Below are 19705 nucleotides of genomic sequence, written 5' to 3'. Positions count from 1 at the left end.
GGTGGCTGCACGGTGTATCAGGCGCCCAAAGCTTCAGGCAGCAGGGCGTCGACGAAGGCTTCCGGATCGAACACGCGCAGGTCTTCCGGGCGCTCGCCGATGCCGGCAAAGCGGATCGGAATGCCGAACTCGCGGGCCAGCGCGAACACCACGCCGCCCTTGGCAGTGCCGTCCAGCTTGGTCACCACCAGGCCGGTCACGTTCACCGCAGCATTGAACTGGCGCAGCTGCGACAGCGCGTTCTGGCCGGTGGTGCCGTCGATCACCATCAGCACTTCGTGCGGGGCGGTGGGATCGATCTTGCCGAGCACGCGGCGGATCTTGCCCAGCTCGTTCATCAGACCGGACTGGGTGTGCAGGCGGCCGGCGGTATCGGCGATCAGCACCGAGGTGCCGCGGGCCTTGCCGGCCTGCAGTGCGTCGAATGCCACCGAAGCGGCATCGGCGTTCTGCCCCTGGGCGACCACGGCCACGCCGTTGCGCTCGCCCCAGGCCTGCAGCTGGGCCACGGCAGCGGCACGGAAGGTGTCGCCGGCGGCCAGCATCAGGCTGTGGCCGTCATCCTTGAAGCGCTTGGCCAGCTTGCCGATGGTGGTGGTCTTGCCGACGCCGTTGACGCCGACGGTGAGCACCACGAACGGCTTGGCGTTGCGGTCGATCACCAGCGGCTTGGCCACCGGCTGCAGGATCGCGATCAGCTCGGCGCGCAGCGCGGCCAGCAGCGCATTGGCATCAGCGAACTCGCGCGACTTCATGCGCTTGCGCAGGCCTTCGACCAGGTCGGTGGTGGCGCCCACGCCGACGTCGGCGGTGATCAGTGCGGTTTCCAGCTCGTCCAGCAGGTCGTCGTCGAGCTTGGGGTTGCGCGAGAACAGGCCGCCGAAGCTGCGTGCGATGACGCTGTTGCGCAGGCGTTCGCGCCAGCCGGGCTTACCGGCCGGCGCCGGAACGGCGTCGACCGAAGCGGCGGCTGGCAGGTCGTCGGCGGCCGGTGCCGGAGTGGATTCAGGCGCCGGTGCCGGTTCGATGGCCGCGGGTGCGATGGGAGCGACGTCGATCACCATCGGAGCTGCCGGAACCGGAGTGGCTGGAGCCTGAATCACCGGAGTGGGCTCGACAGCAACTGGAGCGACGGCTGCTGGGGCCGGCTCGACCGGCGCAGGCTCGACCGGTACGACTACAGGTGCTGGTTCTTTGTCCTCGACCGGTGCGGCCGACGGGAACGCCGCCGCCAGCTCTTCAGCCGAGTAGTGCTGGGTCTTGGGTGCCTCCGTTGCGGGGGCATCCTGGGGCTTCTTGCGGCGGAAAAAACTGAGCATTGGCAAAAGGCGCTGAAATCAGATGGATATGCTACCACTCGGGCCTGTCCGGCCGATGTGGACTCAAGGTCGCGGCCCGCCGGCCGTTAACCGGTCCGGAGGGCTGCGCAGTGCGGCCCGGAGACCGCCATGAACAATGTGATGGGAACGGCACTCAGCGGCATGCGCGCGGCCCAGCAGGGTGTTCAGGTGGCCGCGCACAACGTGGCCAATCTGGCGACCCCGGATGCCGAGCGCCTGCAACTGCAGCGCAGTGCGGTGGAGCAGGGCGGAGTGGAGACGGCGGTGGCCACCACCGGCTCCGATCCGGGCGCGCCACTGGGTGATCTGCTGGCGGCCAAGGCCGAAGTGGTGGCTTTCGCTGCCAACGCCGCAGTGATCCGGCGGCAGGACCAGATGCTGGGCTCACTGCTGGATCGCCAGGCCTGAGCAACCCGCCTCGGCAGGTGCCAACCTTGGTTGGCACGCCCGACCCGCCTCGGTAGGTGCCAACCTTGGTTGGCACTCATGGAGCAGTCGAGCATGGCTCGACTCTACAAAAGCGCGTCACCAAGGTTGACCTCCACCCTGCCGATCAGGCCGACAGCTCCAGCAGCAGCTTGTTCAGGCGTGCCACGTACGCGCCCGGGTCCTTCAGGCTGTCACCGGCGGCCAGTGCGGCCTGGTCGAACAGCACCCGGCCGAGGTCGTCGAAACGTGCGCCATCGCCTTCGGCGTCCAGCTTGGCGATCAGCGGGTGACCCGGGTTGATCTCCAGCACCGGCTTGCTTTCGGGCACCTTCTGCCCGCTGGCTTCCAGGATCTGGCGCATCTGCAGCCCCAGGTCCTGTTCGCCGATGGCCAGCACCGCCGGCGAATCGGTCAGGCGGTGCGACGCGCGCACCTCGGCCACGTCGTCGCCCAGCACCGTCTTCAGGCGCTCGACCAGGCCCTGCTTGTCCTTGGCGGCCGCTTCCTGTTCCTGCTTGTCGGCCTCGCTTTCCAGCGCGCCCAGGTCGAGGTCGCCGCGGGCGATGTCGACGAAGCCCTTGCCGTCGAAATCGGTCAGGTAGCCCATCAGCCACTCGTCGATGCGGTCGGTCAGCAGCAGCACTTCCACGCCCTTCTTGCGGAACACTTCCAGGTGCGGGCTGTTGCGCACCTGGCTGTAGCTCTCACCGGTCAGGTAATAGATCTTGTCCTGGCCTTCGGCCATGCGGCCGATGTAATCGGCCAGCGACACGGCCTGCGCATCGGCGTCGCCACGGGTGGAGGCGAAGCGCAGCAGCCCGGCCACCTTCTCGCGGTTGTTGTAGTCCTCGGCCGGGCCTTCCTTCAGCACCTGGCCGAATTCCTTCCAGAACGTGGCGTACTGCTCAGGCTTGTCGGTGGCCAGCTTCTCCAGCATGTCCAGCGAGCGCTTGGTCAGCGCGGCCTTCATCGAGTCGATGACCGGACCGGACTGCAGGATCTCGCGCGAGACGTTCAGCGACAGGTCGTTGGAATCGACCACGCCCTTGATGAAGCGCAGGTACAGCGGCAGGAACTGCTCGGCCTGGTCCATCACGAACACGCGCTGCACGTACAGCTTCAGCCCCTTCGGCGCGTCACGGTGGTACAGGTCGAACGGCGCGCGGCCGGGCACGTACAGCAGCGAGGTGTACTCCAGCTTGCCTTCGACCTTGTTGTGGCTCCACGCCAGCGGGTCGCTGTGGTCGTGCGCCACGTGCTTGTAGAACTCGTTGTACTCGGCGTCGCTGATCTCGGTGCGCGGGCGGGTCCACAGCGCGCTGGCGCGGTTGACGGTCTCCCACTCGATGGCGGCGCCTTCTTCGCCGCCTTCCTTCGGCATCTGGATCGGCAGGCCGATATGGTCCGAGTACTTCTTCAGGATGCTGCGCAGGCGCCAGCCATCGGCGAAGTCGTGCTCGCCGTCCTTCAGGTGCAGCACGATGCGGGTGCCGCGCTCGGCCTTGTCGACGGTGGCCACTTCGAAATCGCCTTCGCCACGCGAGGTCCAGCGCACGCCTTCGCCTGCAGCCAGGCCGGCACGGCGCGAGGTCACTTCCACTTCGTCGGCGACGATGAAGGCGCTGTAGAAGCCGACGCCGAACTGGCCGATCAGCTGCGAATCCTTCTTCTGGTCGCCGGACAGCTGGCGCAGGAAGTCACCGGTGCCGGATTTTGCAATCGTGCCCAGGTGGGCGATGGCTTCGGCGCGGCTCATGCCGATGCCGTTGTCTTCGATGGTGATGGTATGGGCGGCGGCGTCGAAGCTGACGCGCACGCGCAGCTCGCTGTCGCCTTCCAGCAGGGCAGGCTGGGTCAGGGCCTCGAAGCGCAGCTTGTCGGCGGCATCGGCGGCGTTGGAGACCAGCTCGCGCAGGAAGATCTCCTTGTTGGAGTACAGCGAGTGGATCATCAGCTGCAGCAGCTGCTTGACTTCGGTCTGGAAGCCAAGGGTTTCGGTCTGGGTGGTCTCGGTCATCGATTAAGGCTCCATGTGCAATGCCGCGCCAGCGCGTGCGGCCTCGCCAAGGGGTATGGCTGATTGTCCCGAAATCAAGGGGTTGGTCGGGCAGGGCTTGCAGCCCTGCACCTGCAGAGGCCGATGCAACAGCAACAGCGGGCTATCCGTGGGATGGCGGGGCGGTGTGGGTGGGCAGGACACGCCGTAAACCCCCCTCCGGGGGCCGGCCCAGCCGCTGGCGGCTGTGCGTTCGGGCGCTTGCGAAGCGGTGCTTCGCAAGCAAAGCGCCCTCACCCATGGGGGCTCGATGGCGCCTTGCTCGTGTGCGCTGTCCTGCGCACTCAGCAAGACCGGGGTTGGGCGTCCTGCCCAACCCGCCCGAGGCATGCCTCGGGCCCATGGCGCCAACGGTCCTGCCAACCCACACCGCCCCGCCTCTGACAGGTTCACGCGGCTGTTGGTAGGTGTCGACCTTGGTCGACACATCTGTCAGATATCGAAATAAAACTGGGGTCAGATCCGTTTTCCGCAGGAAAACGGATCTGACCCTGCCTGTATGTCGAGCATTGGATCGCGTCTGGGGTGGAGCCCCCTGAGTCAGGGGGCGGCCGCGAAGCGGCGGGGGTGTGGAAGCTGGTAAGTGGGGCCCGCGTTTCGCGCAGCGAAGCGTGGGAGCGACAGCGCGCATGCGTTGGCGCGTCCCCGGGCGCCGCCCGGACGACTACAATCCCGCTCATGCTGAAATTCTCGAATGAACCTCGCCGGGGGCGCCTGTGAGCGGCCGTGCGGGCAACGACGGCCAGGTCCGCATCATCGGCGGGCGCTGGCGCAACACCCGCTTGCCGGTGCCGTCCCTGCCCGGGCTTCGGCCCAGCAGCGACCGCGTGCGCGAGACCCTGTTCAACTGGCTGATGCCCAAGCTGGGCGGTGCACGGGTGCTGGATCTGTTCGCAGGCAGCGGCGCGCTGGGCCTGGAAGCGGTGTCGCGCGGTGCCGCCCACGCCACCCTGGTCGAGCGTGATGCTCAGCTGGGGCGCAATCTGACCGCCGCCGTGGCCAAGCTGCAGGCTACCGAACAGGTCACCGTGGTGCAGGCCGATGCCCTGCGCTGGCTGCAGGGCGCTCAGGCACAGCTGGCCGATCTGGTGTTCATCGATCCGCCGTTCGCCGATGGCCTGTGGCAGGACGTGCTGGCCCAGCTGCCGCGGCACCTGGCCGCCGATGCCTGGCTGTACCTGGAATCGCCGGCCGGCCACGTGCCGGTGCTGCCGCCGGACTGGCTGCTGCACCGCGAGGGCGGCACCCGTGAGGTGCGCTTTGCCCTGTACCGCCGCGCCGCTGCTACACTTTGACTTCATCTGAACATCTGCATCCGCCCATGACCGTGGCCAACCGCCGCATCGCCGTCTACCCCGGCACGTTCGACCCGATCACCAATGGTCATATCGACCTGGTCAGCCGGGCCGCGCCGCTGTTTGAGAAGGTCGTGGTGGGCGTGGCGCAGAGCCCGTCCAAGGGCCCGGCGCTGCCGCTGGAACAGCGCGTGCAGCTGGCGCGTGGCGCACTCGGCCACCATGGCAACGTCGAGGTCATCGGCTTCGACACCCTGCTGGCCCATTTCGTACGTTCGGTCCAGGGCGGGGTGCTGCTGCGCGGCCTGCGCGCGGTGTCCGATTTCGAGTACGAGTTCCAGATGGCCAGCATGAACCGACACCTGATCCCCGAGGTCGAGACCCTGTTCCTGACCCCGGCCGAGCAGCACAGCTTCATTTCGTCCTCGCTGGTCCGCGAGATCGCGCGCCTGGGCGGCGACGTGTCCGGCTTCGTGCCGGCCGCGGTGCTCGAAGCCCTGCGCAAGGTCCGCGAAGCGAAGGCGGCACAGTCGTAAGCCCTGCTGTACCCGCACCCCATTACGTACAACACCACGCACCATTCCGGGAGGAAACCCATGAACACCACCATGCGCGCGATGCTGATCGCTTCATTGGCCCTGGCCTTCACCGCCTGCAAGAAGGAAGAGGCCGCACCGGTCGACGAGGCCAAGCAGGCCCTGGTCGCCCCGGCCAAGGATGACGATGCAGGCTGGAAGAAGTACCTGCAGGAAGTGGCCATCCAGAACATGGGCAACATCACCAACAGCCCGTTCCTGTACTACCTCTCCCCGGAATCGGACCCGGACTTCCAGGCCAAGTACGAGCGCCAGACCGAGAGCGCGACCCAGGCCGTGGCCCGTGGCGTGCAGCCGGGCAACATGCTGGCCTTCGGTTCGTCGGCCTCGGGCAAGATGGCTGACATGATCCAGGCCGTGTTCAAGGACGTGTCGCCGGATTCGATGAAGGGCGTGCGCGTCGTCTTCATCGGCCAGTCGGCCGACAACGCCCGCGTGCAGGCTGCCATCCAGCCGACCGGTGCCGAGTACATTTTCGTCGAAGCCAAGTAATACCGAGCCATGGCGGCCATGTTCCGGCATGGCCCGGGCGGCGCTCCGCAGGGGCGTCGCTGATGACCTGACCGGCCCGCGCGCCCGCGCTGGCCGGTCCTTTGTCCCAGGGCGCGGGCGAGGAGTATCGCCGTGTCGCTGAAAATCAACGAGCTCTGCGTCAACTGCGACGTATGCGAGCCGGCCTGCCCGAACCAGGCCATTGCGATGGGTGAAACCATCTACGTGATCGACCCTGCGCGCTGCACCGAATGCGTGGGTCATTTCGACGAGCCACAGTGCGTGGTCGTCTGCCCGGTCGAGTGCATCGATCCGGACCCGGAGATCGTGGAAACGGAAGACCAGCTGCTGGCCAAGCTGCGCCAGCTGCAGCACGATCACCCCGAACTCTATGCGGAGCCCCCATCCGAATGAAGACGCTGATCGTCCGCCCCCTGTTGCTGCTCGGCCTGCTGCTGAGCCCGATTGCCTGGGCCGACAGCCCGGCCCGTGCCGAGCGCCCCGATGGCGCGGCCATTGCCAGTGGGCACGCGCTGGCGACGCAGGCCGGCATCGACATTCTGGCGCAGGGCGGCAACGCCTTCGACGCCGCGGTGGCAGTGTCGTCCACGCTGGCGGTGGTCGAGCCGATCAGCTCCGGCCTGGGCGGTGGCGGCTTCTTCCTGCTGCATGACGCGGCCACCGGCAAGGACGTGATGCTGGACGCGCGCGAGACCGCGCCGGCCGCTGCAACGCCGCAGGCCTTCCTCGACAAGCAGGGCAACCTCGACCGTGACCGCTCGGTCAACGGTGCCTGGTCGGCCGGTATTCCGGGCCTGCCTGCAGCGCTGGTCGAATTGTCGGCCAAGCATGGCAAGCTGCCGCTGTCGGCCTCGCTGCAGCCAGCCATCCGCATCGCGCGCGAAGGTTTCCCGGTGTACGACCGCATGGCCAAGGGCTATGCCTCGCGTCGTGAGGTGATGGAGCGCTATCCCGGCACGCGCGAGGTTTACCTGCGCAACGGCAAGCCGATCGCCACCGGTGACCTGTTCAAGCAGCCGGAACTGGCGCAGACGCTGGAGCGCCTGGCCGCGGGTGGCTTTGATGGCTTCTACAAGGGCCAGACCGGAAAACTGCTGCTGGCCGGGGTGAAGCAGGCTGGCGGCAAGTGGACCGCTGAAGAGCTGGCCGGCTACCGCGTGAAGCAGCGCGAGCCGATCGTGTTCAACTACAACGGCTGGAAGATCACCACTGCGCCGCCGCCGTCGTCCGGTGGCATCGCGCTGGCCAGCATGCTGCAGATCCTGGAAGGCTGGGACATCAACAAGATGGACCCGGCGCACCGCACCCACCTTGTGGTGGAGTCGATGCGCCGTGCCTACCGCGATCGCACCTTCTTCCTCGGCGATCCGGACTTCGTGCAGATCCCGCAGAAGGTGCTGACCAGCAAGGATTACGCACAGGGCCTGCGCGCCACCATCCATCCGGAGAAGGCTACGCCCAGCGACCTGCTGTCGGGCAATCCGACCCCGCTGGAAGACGACGAGACCACGCACTTCTCGATCATCGACCGCGACGGCAACCGTGTCGGCGCCACCCAGACCGTCAACCTGCTGTACGGCTCGGGGCTGATTCCGAAGGGCACCGGCGTGCTGCTGAACAACGAGATGGACGACTTCGCGCTGAAGCCGGGCACGCCCAATGCGTTCGGTGTGATGGGCTACGAGGCCAATGCACCGAAGCCGGGCAAGCGCATGCTCAGTTCGATGACGCCGACCTTCATGGAGAATGCCGACAAGGTGGTGGTGCTGGGCACCCCGGGTGGCAGTCGCATCATCACCATGGTGCTGCTGGGCATCCTCGGCTACGACGCCGGGCTGGATGCGCAGCAGGTTGCCGCGCTGCCGCGTTACCACCACCAGTGGCTGCCGGACCTGATCGAAGCCGAGGACGATGCGTTCGACGCGGCGACGGTGAAGCAGCTGCAGGCGATGGGCCACAAGATCGACCTGCCGGGCAACGTCGCCGCCGGCGGCCGCGGTTCCAGCCACGTGTGGGGCAACCTGCAGACCGTGGAATGGGACCGCAAGGCCAATAGACTGTTCGGCGGCAGCGACCCGCGCAACCCGGTCGGCAGCGCCCAGGTCGTGCCGGCCCGCTGATGCGGCGGTAGCGCCGGGCCATGCCCGGCGGACGCAAACCTTGAAGCCCCGCCACGGCGGGGTTTTCTGTTTTCTTCCTAGCGATTATTTAACGAGCCGGCGCCGATAATCAGCCCATGAAACTCTGGTCTATTCGTGGAAACTCGCAACGCCTCGATGGCGGCGCGATGTTCGGCAACGCGCCGCGTGCGTTGTGGGAAAAATGGGCGGCACCGGACGAGCTCAATCGCATCGAGCTGGCCTGCCGTGCGCTGCTTGCCAGCCCGCTGGAAGGCAAGACAGTGCTGTTTGAAACCGGTATCGGCGCATTTTTCGATCCGCGCATGCGCGAGCGTTACGGTGTGCAGGAAAGCCAGCACGTGCTGATCGATTCGCTGCGCGAGGCCGGTTTCGAGCACGAGGATATCGACGTGGTGGTGCTCAGCCACCTGCACTTTGATCACGCCGGTGGCCTGCTGGCGGCGTGGAGCGAAGGGCGTGAGCCGGAACTGCTGTTTCCCAACGCGACCTATGTGGTCGGTGCGCAGCATTGGCAGCGCGCCATGCAGCCGCATCCGCGCGACCGCGCCAGCTTCATTCCGGAGCTGCCTGGCCTGCTGCAGGCCAGTGGCCGCCTGGAAGTGGTGGACGGCGAGTACTCGAAGGTACTGGGTCGCAGCGTCCGCTTCAGCTACAGCGATGGTCACACGCCGGGGTTGATGCTGGCCGAGATCGTCGGCCATGCGCACGCCGGCGAGGATGCGCACGGCGGGGTGGTGTTCTGTGCCGACCTGATTCCCGGCCGCTCCTGGGTGCACGTACCGATCACCATGGGCTACGACCGCAACGCCGAACTGTTGATCGACGAGAAGCGGCAGTTCCTTGAGGACAAGCTGGCGCGCAACGTGCATCTGTTTTTCACCCACGATCCGCAGGTGGCACTGGCGCAGCTGGGGCGCGATGACAAAGGCCGTTTCGTGACCCTGCACGAGCAGGGCGAACTGAAGGCGCGCGCGCTGGGGTGAGGGGTGTTGTCGGCGGGGCTTGCAGCCCCGCCTCTGACAGTTGGCTGCGATCTATCGGGGTCGGATCCCGTTGCTGCGCAACGGGCTCTGACCCCATTCGATTGAACTGGACGAGCGATGCTACGAGGCCTTCAGGCAGCTGCTCATGAAGGTCTTGCGCGCATCACCGGCCAGCTTCTTGGCACCCGCGTCAGCGTTGCACTTGCGCATGCGTTCCTGCTGCGCATTGGCCGGCTTGGCTTCGGCGGCGTGGCCACTGAGGCAGGAACTCTGCGCGGTCTTGTAGGCGTCACCCTTCAGGCCCTTGTTCTTGGCCGAGCAGTCGGCCATGCGCTGCTGCTGCGGCGTGGTGGCATTGGCGGCCAGGGGCAGGCTGACCAGCAGGACAGCAGCCAGCAGGAATGAAGCTTTCATCGGGGACACTCCAAGCGGTGGCGGGTGCGCGGAGCATTGGCCTGCTGGCAGCAAGGCCACGTGAAGAAACGTGCCCCGGCCGCCGCAGCCGGCCTGTAGTACAGCGCTTGGGGTAGCGCCTGGGGTCAGATCCCTTTCGGCACGAAAGGGCTCTGACCCCGGTTCGCCGGATCAACCGACGCGGGTACCGAAGATGCGATCACCGGCATCGCCCAGGCCCGGCAGGATATAGCCCTTGTCGTTGAGCTGGGCGTCGATGGCCGCGGTGTAGATCTCCACGTCTGGGTGCACGGCCTTGACCGCTTCGATGCCTTCCGGCGCGGCCACCAGGAAGATGCCCTTGATGCGGCGGGCGCCGGCACGCTTGAGCATGTCGATGGTGGCGATCAGGGTGCCGCCGGTGGCCAGCATCGGGTCCAGGATCAGCGCATCGCGCTCTTCCAGTCGGCCGGTCAGGCGCTCGAAGTAGGGCACCGGCTGCAGGGTTTCCTCATCGCGCTGCAGGCCGACCACGCTGACGCGCGCGGCCGGGATCAGCGACAGCACGCCGCTGAGCATGCCCAGGCCGGCGCGCAGGATCGGCACCACGGTGATCTTGGCACCGGCGATGCGCTGCACGGTGACCGGGCCGGCCCAGCCGGGCAGGGTGTGCGGTTCGGTGTCCAGGTCGGCGGTGGCCTCGTAGGCCAGCAGGGTGCCCAGCTCGTTGGCCAGTTCGCGGAAATCCTTGGTGCTGAGCGCGGCGTTGCGCATCAGGCCGATCTTGTGCTGCACCAGCGGGTGGCGCACTTCGACGATCTTCATGGTCGGGAAGGGGAAGAAGGAGAGAGGCCGCCATTTTGCCGGATTGGGCGCACAACCCCAAACCGGGGCCGGAGACGGCCTGCATGAAATGTGCAGATGCATGTCATTGCCATGCAACCTTGCGGACATACCGTGCAGACCCATTCTTAACAGGAATGGGGATTCCCAGTGCATATCAAGACTCCGTTGGCCGTTGCCATCACCCTGACCCTGGCGATGGGGGCTGCCGCACCGCTGCAGGCCGCCGGGCAGCAGGCGGTCGCCGCCACCGGCGCCGTGGCCGCCGATGCGGTCGACCTGGACCGCATTGAAGTGCGCGCCCAGCTTGAATCGCAGATCCGCGCAGTGGACCTCAAGCGCAGCAGCGACGCGATCGAAGACGCGGTGTCCTCCGACGCGCTGGGCCAGTACCCGGACAAGAACGTGGCCGAGTCGCTGCAGCGGCTGCCGGGCATCAGCGTCACCCGCGACCAGGGCGAGGGCCGCTTCGTGGTGATCCGTGGCCTGGATGCCAATCTCAACAGCGTCAGCGTGGATGGCATCGCCGTGGGTACGCCGGAGGATTCCAGTCGCGCCGCCCCGCTGGACGTCATCCCGTCCGATTCCACCGAGCGCCTGCGCGTGGTGAAGTCACCCACCCCGGACATGCCCGGCGACGCCATCGGCGGCGCGGTGCTGGTCGAGTCGGCCTCGGCCTTCGACCGTGACGGCCGCAGCCTGCGTGGCAAGATCGAAGGCAGCCATCAGCAGCTGTCCGGTGAAACCAGCCCGAAGGCGGCCTTCAACTACAGCGAAGTGTTCAACGACACCTTCGGCGTGGCGCTGGGCGTGAACTACCAGAAGCGCAAGTTCGAGTCGGACAATACCGAAGTGGAGTACGACGGCGAGGATGACGCCGCACCGGGCGACGTCACCGCGATCAACCTGCAGCACCGCAAGTACGAGATCGAGCGCAAGCGCATCGGCGCCAACCTCAACCTCGACTGGCGCCCGAACGAAGACAGCAGGTACTACCTGCGCACGCTGTACAGCCAGTTCGACGATGCCGAAACCCGCCAGCGCGTGATCTTCAACTTCGACGACGCGAAGATGGTCAAGACCGGCACGGACCAGTACCGCCTGGATGGCATGCCGAAGGATTCGATCGACAAGCGCATGCGCTATCGCACCAAGAAGGAAAACACCTTCGCGGCCAGCCTGGGCGGTGAGAACAAGCTGACCAACGCCGTGGTCGACTACAAGGTGGGCTACACCCGCACCGAAGAGCGGGTGAACGATGAGATGGAAGCGCGCTTCAAGCTCAGCGGCAAGGCCTTCAATGGCACGCTTGACCAGAGCAGCCGCCTGCCCAGCTACAGCTTCGACAATCCGCAGTGGCTGGACAACAGCAACTACGCCTTCGACCGCTTCGTGCTCTCGCCCAAGCAGGTCAATGACAAGGAACACAGCGCGCAGGTCAACGTGCGCTTCGACGGCGACAGCGGCAGCATCAAGATCGGCCTGCTGGGCCGCTGGCGCGACCGCGACGTCAATGTCGACGAGAACGAACTGCGGGTCGGCCCGAAGGTCGCGCTGTCGAGCTGGAGCACCTCCTCGCCCGAACACCGCCATGGCAACCTGGGCGACGGCATGGACTCGGCGGCGATGCGCGCGTTCTGGGCGGCCAATGGCAGCCAGTACAGCGCCCGACCGCAGGACATTGGCGGCAACGCGATGACCTCGCTGGAAGAAGACTACGTGGCCAGCGAGGACATCTTCGCCAGCTACGCGATGGGTACCTGGGACATCGGCGCACTGCGCATCATCGGCGGCGTGCGCGTGGAGAACACCCAGTTCAAGGCGACCGGCAACCAGGTGGACGTGGCGGCCAACGGCCGCAGCTTCACCGTCACCCCGCGCGTGGCCAACAGCAGCTACACCAACGTGCTGCCGGGCCTGCACCTGCGCTACGACGCCGCAGACGACTGGGTGCTGCGTGCCTCGGCCAACAAGACCGTATCGCGCCCCTCGTTCGGTGACATTTCACCGCGCGTGGGCTACAGCCGGGGTGACGAGGAAGTGCGCCTGGGCAATCCGGAACTGGACCCGTACGAATCGAAGAACATTGACCTGTCGGTGGAGAAGTACATCGGCACCAGCGGCATCGTCTCGCTGGGCCTGTTCCACAAGTCGATCGACGGCTACATCGTGGAAACCGTGCGCACCAATGATCCGGCCTACGGCGGTTTCGACGTGACCCAGCCGATCAACGGCCGCAAGGCCACCGTGCGTGGTGCCGAGTTCAACTGGCAGCAGCAGCTGGCCTTCCTGCCTTCCGGCCTGGATGGACTGCTGGTCGGTGCCAGCGGCACCTGGCTGGACACCACGTTCGATGCCGGCATCAAGGACCGCCCAGGCGAGGACTTCACCCTGCCACGTGCCTCCAAGCACGTCTACAGTGCCCATATCGGCTATGAGAAGTACGGTCTGAGTACGCGGCTGGCGGCGGTATACCGCAGCGAGTACCTGGACAGCATCGGCAAGGGCCGCGCCTTCGACATCTACGTTGCGCCGAACACCCAGCTCGACTTCTCGCTGGACTACAAGTTCACTCCACGCGTGAGCATGTACCTGGAAGCACAGAACCTGCTGGACAAGCCGCTTGAGCTGTACCAGGGCACGCGCTCGCGCACGCTGCAGATGGAAGAGTATGGCCGTACCTACGTGCTGGGCCTGAAGGTGGCACTGTGATGGGGCGTCGCATCACCGTCATGGCCGCGGCGCTGACGGCTGCCCTGCTGGCGGGCTGCACGCCGGGCTCCAGCAACGATCCGTCCGTGGCCAAGCCCGGGGCAAAGGCCACGGCCGAGCGTGCGGTGACCACCATCGCCGAGGCATTCCTTTCGCCGATGACGCCGGCCGACAACATCGATTCGCCCGCCGCCTGGCGTGCACCTGACGGAAAGCTGTGGCTGATCGCCACTGCCAAGGCCACCGACAAGCTGGTGGTCTACGACGGCAGCAGCGGCCAGCACCTGCGCGACGTAGGCAGCAGCGGCACCGCGCCAGGGCAGTTCGACCGCCCAAACGGCATCGCGGTGACCGACGATCTGCTGTGGATCGTGGAGCGCGACAATCACCGCGTACAGGTACTGGGCCTTCCGGACTTCACCCCTCTGGCGACCTTCGCTGCGGACGACCTGCGCAAGCCGTACGGGCTGTGGGTCGACCGCCGTGCCGATGGCTACAGCGTCTACGTCACCGACTCCTGGGACAACGGCGAGGATGCACAGGGCCGTGACATCCTGCCGCCGCTGGAGGAACTGGACAAGCGCGTGCGCCAGTACCACGTGACCCGCGACGGTGCGAAGGTCGAAGCGAAACTTGTGGCCAGCATTGGTGACACCACGGAGGCCGGCGCCCTGCGCGTGGTCGAATCGATCTGGGGCGACCCCGAGAACGACCGCCTGCTGATCGCCGAGGAGGACGAGAGCTACGCCAGCGAGTTCAAGGTCTACACGTTGGCGGGGCGTTTCACCGGCACCACCTTCGGCCGTGATGTGTTCAAGGCACAGGCCGAAGGCGTGACCCTGCGCACCTGTGGCAAGGACGGCTGGTGGATCACCACCGAACAGGGCAAGCAGCGCAGCGTGTTCCACTTGTTCGACCGCCATACCCTGAAGCCCGTCGGCGCGTTCCAGGGCAATACCGTGGCCAACACCGATGGCATCTGGATGATGCAGCAGCCCAGCGCGCGCTTCCCCCATGGTGCGCTGTACGCGGTGCACGACGACCAGGGCGTGGTGGCGTTCGACTGGGAGAGCATCGCCAAGCAGCTGGCGCTGCCGCTGGAGTGTGGCGCATGAGCCGGCGTTGCGTGATGCGCACGCTGGTGTTTGGCCTGCTGTTGGCCGTGCCGTCGCTGTCGTTCGCGGCGGCTGAACCGAACACCCAGGTGCCGGCGGGCAGCCGCCATTACGCGGCAACCACGGTGCCTGACCGCATCGTGGCTTCGCCTGCAGCCGATCCCAGCCACGGTTTCGCCGTGGCCTGGCGCACCGACGGCAGTGTGCAGGCGCCGCTGCTGGAAATCGCCCTGGCCGGTGATTCACCCGCCATCGAGGGCATCCGCCAGATCCGTGCGACGACCCGCACACTGCAGACAGAAAACGGTGTATCGCACCATCATCGCGCCGACATCGATGGCCTGAAGCCGGATACGCAGTACGTCTACCGCGTGCAGGGCAATGGCAGCTGGAGCGCCTGGAACCAGCTGCGCACGCTGGCTGCGCCCGACCAGCCGCTGACCCTGCTGTACTTCGGCGATACCCAGAACAAGAACGTCAGCCATGTCAGCCGCCTGGTGCGCGCTGCGCAGAAGGCCGCACCCGGGGCACGCCTGAGCCTGTTCGCTGGCGATCTGGTCAGCGGCGGCGACAACATGGATGACAGCGAGTGGGGGGAGTGGTTTGCCGCCACCGGTTGGCTCGCGCAGGAAACGCTGGTGGCGCCGGCGATCGGCAACCACGAGTATTTCGAGGAGTTCGAGGACACCCCGCAGGAGCGCCGCGTGCTGGGCAGGCACTGGCCGGTGACGTTCGCGCTGCCGGGCAATGGTGCTGCCGCCGCACGGCAGACCAGCTACTGGTTCGATGCGCAGGGCGTGCGCGTGGCGGTGGTCGATGGCACTTCGGCACTCGACCTTGGCACGGCCAAGGCACAGGCGCAGTGGCTGGACAAGGTGCTGACCGGCAATCTGCAGCCGTGGACCCTCGTACTGCTGCACCAGCCGTTCTATTCGCCGCGCGAAGGCCGCGAGAACGCCGCGCTGCGCGACGTGCTGCTGCCGGTGGTACGCCGCCACAACGTCGATCTGGTGCTGCAGGGCCACGATCACACCTATGGTCGCCGTGGCGAAGGGCAGGCCGCGACGCCTCAGTACGTGGTGACTGTAGCCGGACCGAAGCAGTACCGCCTGTCCGATGAAGCGCGCAGGACGATGAACCCAGTGGCCGAAGACACCCAGTTGTTCCAGGTGTTGAACATCGACCCGCAGCGCTTGCGTTATGAAGCGCGCACCGTGACCGGCCGTCTCTACGATGCCTTCGAACTGCGCCGCGATGCCAAGGGGGGGAAACAGCGCATGGAGCTGACCGAAGGCCGCATCACGCCGCGTGACTGCCCGCGTGCGCAGACTGCCAAGGGCCGCGCTGATCGCTGCTGGGAATGAGGAGATCCAGATGAAAACCGTACGCCGTCTTGTCCCCATGGCTGCCATCGGCGGGGCCCTGCTCCTGCTCGCGACAGCGGTGACCGCTGCCGATACCGTGCTGCATCCGTTCCTGGTGGCCCAACCAAGGGAAGCCCCGCAGGAAGTGAATCTGGCGGTGGAGATTCCGGCCGGCAGCTTCACCAAGTACGAGATCAAGGAAGACGGCCTGGTGCATGTGGACCGCTTCCAGTCGATGCCGGTCGCCTATCCGGCCAACTACGGTTCGATGCCGCGCACGTTGGCTGGCGACAACGATCCGCTGGACGCGCTGGTGCTGACCCGTGAACCCCTGTACCCGGGCGTGATCGTGCGCTTCCGGCCGATCGGCTACCTGAAGATGATCGACGGCGGCGAGCACGACGAGAAGATCATCGGCGTGCCGACCGACAAGGTTGACCCGACCTACGCCAACATCCGCGACCTGGCCGATCTGCCGGAGATCGAACGACAGCGCATCGAAGCGTTCTTCCGGGTCTACAAGGACCTGCCGGCCGGGCGCAACCCGGTGCGGCTCAACGGTTGGGGCAACGCCGCCGAGGCGCGGGCACTGATCAGCGAGGCGATGCAGCGCTTCGAAAAGTAGATCCACGCCATGCGTGGATTCAGTCCAGCAACATCTCGATGAACGACTCGGCCTGCAGGCGGTGGCCCAGTACCCGGGCCACCGCCTGTACGGCTGCCTCCTGGTGTTCAGGACGGATGCCGCCATCGTCATCGTCGTTGTAGAGGTCATCGCCGGCACCGAGGTATACCGTGCCGGCCGCCGCCAGCACAGCCATCAGGGTCGGTACGTCGGCAGCGATCTCGCCGGCATCCCGCAGGCCGGCGCCGTGATGGCTGAACAGCACGTGGCCATCATCCAGGTCGAGGATGAACGGATCGGCACTGCGATCGGCAATCACCAGCCAGTTCGATGGCCAGTCTTGGATCGGCTCGCCGCTGATGCCGTGCCAGCGATAGCCGGCCTGGTGACTCCACAGGCGCTGCAGCGGCGGTATCCAGATATCGAGGCCCGGAAGGGTGATGCCGGCGTTGCCCACCTTCGCATTGATCTCATGACCCAGGGGTCCGACCTGCGCGTAGAAGCATGCCAATACAGGCGGTAGCGGGAAAGGTCCCTGCCAGTCACCCTCGTGCTGGGCCCGTAGCAGGCCGAAGCGGGCGAATGGGGCATGCAGATCATCCATGGCGGGGTCCAACGAGGAGCGGCCCGGCAGCCTAGCAGACGGCGTCTGCGTGCAACGCCTTCACCGTCGCTGGCTATCATGTCCGCCTTCCACAACGAAGGCGGTGTCTGTGTCGGTAGCGTTGGTATGGTTCCGCCGTGATCTGCGGCTGCAGGACAATCCGGCCCTGCAGGCCGCGCTGGATGCCGGTCACGACGTGGTGCCGGTCTACATCCATGCGCCGCACGAAGAAGGCGATTGGGCGCCGGGTGCCGCCTCCGATGCGTGGCGCCACCGATCACTGGCCGCGTTGGATGCGGACCTGCGCGCGCGGGGGTCCTCGCTGGTGCTGCGCAGCGGTGACAGCCTGCCGACGCTGCAGGCCCTGATCGAACAGAGCGACGCAGAAGCCGTGTACTGGAACCGCAAGTACGAGCCGGCCACGCAACCTCGTGATGCCACCATCAAGCGCACGCTGCGCGAGCAGGGCATCGATGCGCAGAGCTGTAATGGCAGCCTGCTGTTCGAGCCCTGGGACATCGCGACCCAGCAAGGGCAGCCGTACAAGGTATTCACCCCGTACTGGCGCAACGTGCTAAGCCATTGGCGGTTGCCAGCCTTGCAGGCTGCACCGGAGAAACTGCCGGCACATGAGGTCGACAGCCGCGCGCTGGACGCGCTGCAGCTGGCGCCAGCACTGGACTGGGATACCGGCTTCTGGGAGCACTGGCAGCCAGGCGAGGCAGGTGCGCTGGAAGCACTGTCCGTCTTTGAAGACGGTGCCCTGCGCGGGTACCGCCAGCAGCGCGACCTGCCGGACCGGGTCGGGACCTCGCGGCTGTCGCCGCACCTGCATTTCGGCGAAATCGCACCCTGGCGCATCGCCCACGCGCTGGAAGGGCTGCGCAGTGCCGGCACCGACGCCGACATCGATGGCTACCTGCGCCAGCTGGGCTGGCGCGACTTCGCCTACCACCTGCTGCATCACTTCCCGAAGACGCCCACCGACAACCTCAACCCGCGCTTCGATCGCTTCCCATGGGCAACGCCCAGTGACGCGCAGCTGCGCGATTGGCAGCGCGGCAACACCGGTGTGCCGATCGTCGATGCAGGCCTGCGCGAGCTGTGGCACACCGGCTACATGCACAACCGGGTGCGGATGATCGTCGCCAGCTACCTGTGCAAGCATCTGCGTGCGCACTGGCTGCATGGCGCGCGATGGTTCTGGGACACCCTGCTCGATGCCGACCTGGCCAACAACACGATGGGCTGGCAGTGGGTGGCGGGAACCGGTGCCGATGCCGCACCGTATTTCCGTGTGTTCAACCCCGTGACCCAGGCCGAGAAATTCGATCCGCAGGCTCGGTACATCAGCCGCTGGGTGCCCGAACTGGCCGCACTGCCGGTGAAGGCACGATTCGCGCCCTGGCAGCATCCGTTGCTGCTGGCGGCGCATGCACCGGGCTATCCACGCACGCCGCTGGTGGATCTGGCCGCGGGCCGCGACGCCGCGTTGGCGGCTTACCGCCAGTCGGGGGCAGGGTAAAGAGCGACCTGAGCGATCCGGTCAGTTAGCTGAACGTGGGCCTGTCGCGGTGCCCGATCATCATTCCGGCATCGCATCGGGCTGTTTATTCTCTTTGCGCCCGCAGGCCGCCGGCCGACCGGAAACCAAGGAGAATCTCATGATCCGCAACACCACCCGCAACGTCGCACTGGCCCTGATGAGTGCGGCCGTCCTGTCGGCCTGCGCCACCGGCGGCTCCTACGTACAGAGTGACCAGTACGGCAACCCGACCGAGCAGCAGAACCGCACCGGCCGCAACGCCCTGATCGGCACCGCCATTGGCGTGGCAGCCGGCCTGCTGACCGGCGACAGCGCCACCGAGCGTCGTCAGCATGCCCTGATCGGTGCCGGTATCGGTGCGCTCAGCGGCGCCGCCGTCGGCCAGTACCAGGATCGCCAGGAACGCGCGCTGCGCGAGCGCACCGCCAACACCGGCATCGATGTGCAGCGCCAGGGCGACAACATCATGCTGAACCTGCCGGACGGCATCACCTTCGACTTCGGCAAGTCGACCCTGAAGCCGCAGTTCTACGGGTCGCTCAACGGCGTGGCGGGCACCCTGCGCGATTACAACCAGACCATGATCGAAGTGGTCGGCCATACCGACAGCATCGGCAGCGACGCGGTCAACAACCGCCTGTCGAAGGAACGTGCCGACTCGGTCGCGCAGTACCTGATCGGCCAGGGCGTGCAGAGCGTGCGTATCGAAACGCTGGGCGCCGGCAAGTCGTACCCGATTGCCGACAACAGCACCGATGCGGGCCGTGCCAAGAACCGCCGTGTCGAAATTCGTGTGATTCCGCTCAAGCAGTAACGCGCAGCGTTACAGTTCCGGCGTAGCCGGAACGAAAATGCCGCCCTTGCAGGCGGCATTTTTGTAGGTGCCGAGCTTGCTCGGCACACCGATAGCGTTCCCGTTTGCGGCTTCTCCCTACGGCGCCGACCAAGGTCGGCATCTACCGGAAACCGGGCGTAGCCGGAACGAAAATACCGCCCTTGCAGGCGGCATTTTTGTAGGTGCCGAGCTTGCTCGGCACACCGATAGCGTTCCCGTTTGCGGCTTCTCCCTACGGCGCCGACCAAGGTCGGCATCTACCGGAAACCGGGCGCACCCGGAACGAAAATGCCGCCCTTGCAGGCGGCATTTTTG

General features: G+C 66.4%; 18 protein-coding genes. 13 read left to right on the top strand and 5 right to left on the bottom strand.

Annotation, left to right across the window (positions count from 1 at the left end; translation table 11 throughout):
- Positions 1-17: 17 nt before the first annotated feature.
- Complete coding sequence (gene ftsY, locus AASM09_RS14080; RefSeq protein ID WP_049427985.1) at positions 18-1319, bottom strand: signal recognition particle-docking protein FtsY; 1302 nt, start codon at positions 1317-1319, stop codon at positions 18-20.
- Positions 1320-1448: 129 nt separating this feature from the next.
- Between ftsY and AASM09_RS14075 the strand changes: the two genes are divergently transcribed.
- Entirely contained in the window at positions 1449-1748 is a 300-nt protein-coding gene (locus AASM09_RS14075) for a hypothetical protein (protein ID WP_049427983.1), read from the top strand.
- Between the two features lie 145 nt (positions 1749-1893).
- Here the strand turns inward: AASM09_RS14075 and htpG are convergent, their stop codons facing one another.
- Complete coding sequence (gene htpG / locus AASM09_RS14070) at positions 1894-3786, bottom strand: molecular chaperone HtpG (RefSeq protein ID WP_049427982.1); 1893 nt, start codon at positions 3784-3786, stop codon at positions 1894-1896.
- Positions 3787-4541: 755 nt separating this feature from the next.
- On the opposite strand from htpG, the gene rsmD reads away from it, so the two are divergent.
- From rsmD to AASM09_RS14040, 6 genes are all read left to right on the top strand, one after another.
- Positions 4542-5120 carry a 16S rRNA (guanine(966)-N(2))-methyltransferase RsmD gene (rsmD, locus tag AASM09_RS14065; RefSeq protein WP_049429083.1) on the top strand — a complete coding sequence of 193 codons (579 nt, stop codon included), beginning with the start codon at positions 4542-4544 and terminating at the stop codon, positions 5118-5120.
- Positions 5121-5146: 26 nt separating this feature from the next.
- Positions 5147-5656 (top strand): pantetheine-phosphate adenylyltransferase, encoded by a 510-nt coding sequence (coaD, locus tag AASM09_RS14060; RefSeq protein ID WP_005409091.1) that lies wholly within the window; start codon positions 5147-5149, stop codon positions 5654-5656.
- A 60-nt stretch (positions 5657-5716) separates the two neighbouring features.
- Positions 5717-6208, top strand: coding sequence for a hypothetical protein (locus tag AASM09_RS14055; RefSeq protein WP_005409092.1), 492 nt, complete (start codon positions 5717-5719; stop codon positions 6206-6208).
- A 132-nt stretch (positions 6209-6340) separates the two neighbouring features.
- Positions 6341-6622 (top strand): YfhL family 4Fe-4S dicluster ferredoxin, encoded by a 282-nt coding sequence (locus AASM09_RS14050; protein ID WP_004153175.1) that lies wholly within the window; start codon positions 6341-6343, stop codon positions 6620-6622.
- Complete coding sequence (gene ggt / locus AASM09_RS14045) at positions 6619-8349, top strand: gamma-glutamyltransferase (RefSeq protein ID WP_049429084.1); 1731 nt, start codon at positions 6619-6621, stop codon at positions 8347-8349. The genes AASM09_RS14050 and ggt overlap by 4 nt, the downstream gene beginning before the upstream one ends.
- A 116-nt stretch (positions 8350-8465) precedes the next feature.
- The gene (locus AASM09_RS14040; protein WP_005412984.1) at positions 8466-9353 is read left to right on the top strand and encodes an MBL fold metallo-hydrolase; all 888 of its coding nucleotides are present in this window, start codon (positions 8466-8468) and stop codon (positions 9351-9353) included.
- A 120-nt stretch (positions 9354-9473) separates the two neighbouring features.
- Here the strand turns inward: AASM09_RS14040 and AASM09_RS14035 are convergent, their stop codons facing one another.
- The gene (locus AASM09_RS14035) at positions 9474-9767 is read right to left on the bottom strand and encodes a PsiF family protein (protein WP_012479780.1); all 294 of its coding nucleotides are present in this window, start codon (positions 9765-9767) and stop codon (positions 9474-9476) included.
- A gap of 171 nt (positions 9768-9938) precedes the next feature.
- Positions 9939-10571 carry a uracil phosphoribosyltransferase gene (upp, locus tag AASM09_RS14030; protein ID WP_005409099.1) on the bottom strand — a complete coding sequence of 211 codons (633 nt, stop codon included), beginning with the start codon at positions 10569-10571 and terminating at the stop codon, positions 9939-9941.
- A 216-nt stretch (positions 10572-10787) separates the two neighbouring features.
- On the opposite strand from upp, the gene AASM09_RS14025 reads away from it, so the two are divergent.
- Genes AASM09_RS14025 through AASM09_RS14010 form a run of 4 tightly spaced genes read left to right on the top strand, consistent with a single transcriptional unit; the run spans position 10788 to position 16405 of the window.
- Positions 10788-13301 carry a TonB-dependent receptor gene (locus tag AASM09_RS14025; RefSeq protein ID WP_219632311.1) on the top strand — a complete coding sequence of 838 codons (2514 nt, stop codon included), beginning with the start codon at positions 10788-10790 and terminating at the stop codon, positions 13299-13301.
- Positions 13301-14416 carry a phytase gene (locus AASM09_RS14020; RefSeq protein ID WP_049426849.1) on the top strand — a complete coding sequence of 372 codons (1116 nt, stop codon included), beginning with the start codon at positions 13301-13303 and terminating at the stop codon, positions 14414-14416. The genes AASM09_RS14025 and AASM09_RS14020 overlap by 1 nt, the downstream gene beginning before the upstream one ends.
- Positions 14413-15780 (top strand): purple acid phosphatase family protein, encoded by a 1368-nt coding sequence (locus AASM09_RS14015; protein WP_100443615.1) that lies wholly within the window; start codon positions 14413-14415, stop codon positions 15778-15780. The genes AASM09_RS14020 and AASM09_RS14015 overlap by 4 nt, the downstream gene beginning before the upstream one ends.
- 10 nt (positions 15781-15790) lie before the next feature.
- Entirely contained in the window at positions 15791-16405 is a 615-nt protein-coding gene (locus AASM09_RS14010) for an inorganic diphosphatase (RefSeq protein WP_049427048.1), read from the top strand.
- Between the two features lie 19 nt (positions 16406-16424).
- Here AASM09_RS14010 and AASM09_RS14005 read toward each other — a convergent pair whose 3' ends face one another.
- Complete coding sequence (locus tag AASM09_RS14005; protein WP_049427049.1) at positions 16425-17009, bottom strand: SMI1/KNR4 family protein; 585 nt, start codon at positions 17007-17009, stop codon at positions 16425-16427.
- A 109-nt stretch (positions 17010-17118) separates the two neighbouring features.
- Between AASM09_RS14005 and AASM09_RS14000 the strand changes: the two genes are divergently transcribed.
- Together AASM09_RS14000 and AASM09_RS13995 are read left to right on the top strand one after the other, a co-directional pair.
- Entirely contained in the window at positions 17119-18534 is a 1416-nt protein-coding gene (locus AASM09_RS14000; protein WP_049427050.1) for a cryptochrome/photolyase family protein, read from the top strand.
- Between the two features lie 139 nt (positions 18535-18673).
- Positions 18674-19369 carry an OmpA family lipoprotein gene (locus AASM09_RS13995; protein WP_010484399.1) on the top strand — a complete coding sequence of 232 codons (696 nt, stop codon included), beginning with the start codon at positions 18674-18676 and terminating at the stop codon, positions 19367-19369.
- Positions 19370-19705: the final 336 nt, after the last annotated feature.

The sequence above is a fragment of the Stenotrophomonas maltophilia genome (assembly GCF_039555535.1).
Lineage (GTDB): Bacteria > Pseudomonadota > Gammaproteobacteria > Xanthomonadales > Xanthomonadaceae > Stenotrophomonas > Stenotrophomonas maltophilia_Q.
This window is presented reverse-complemented; position numbering and strand designations above follow the sequence as displayed.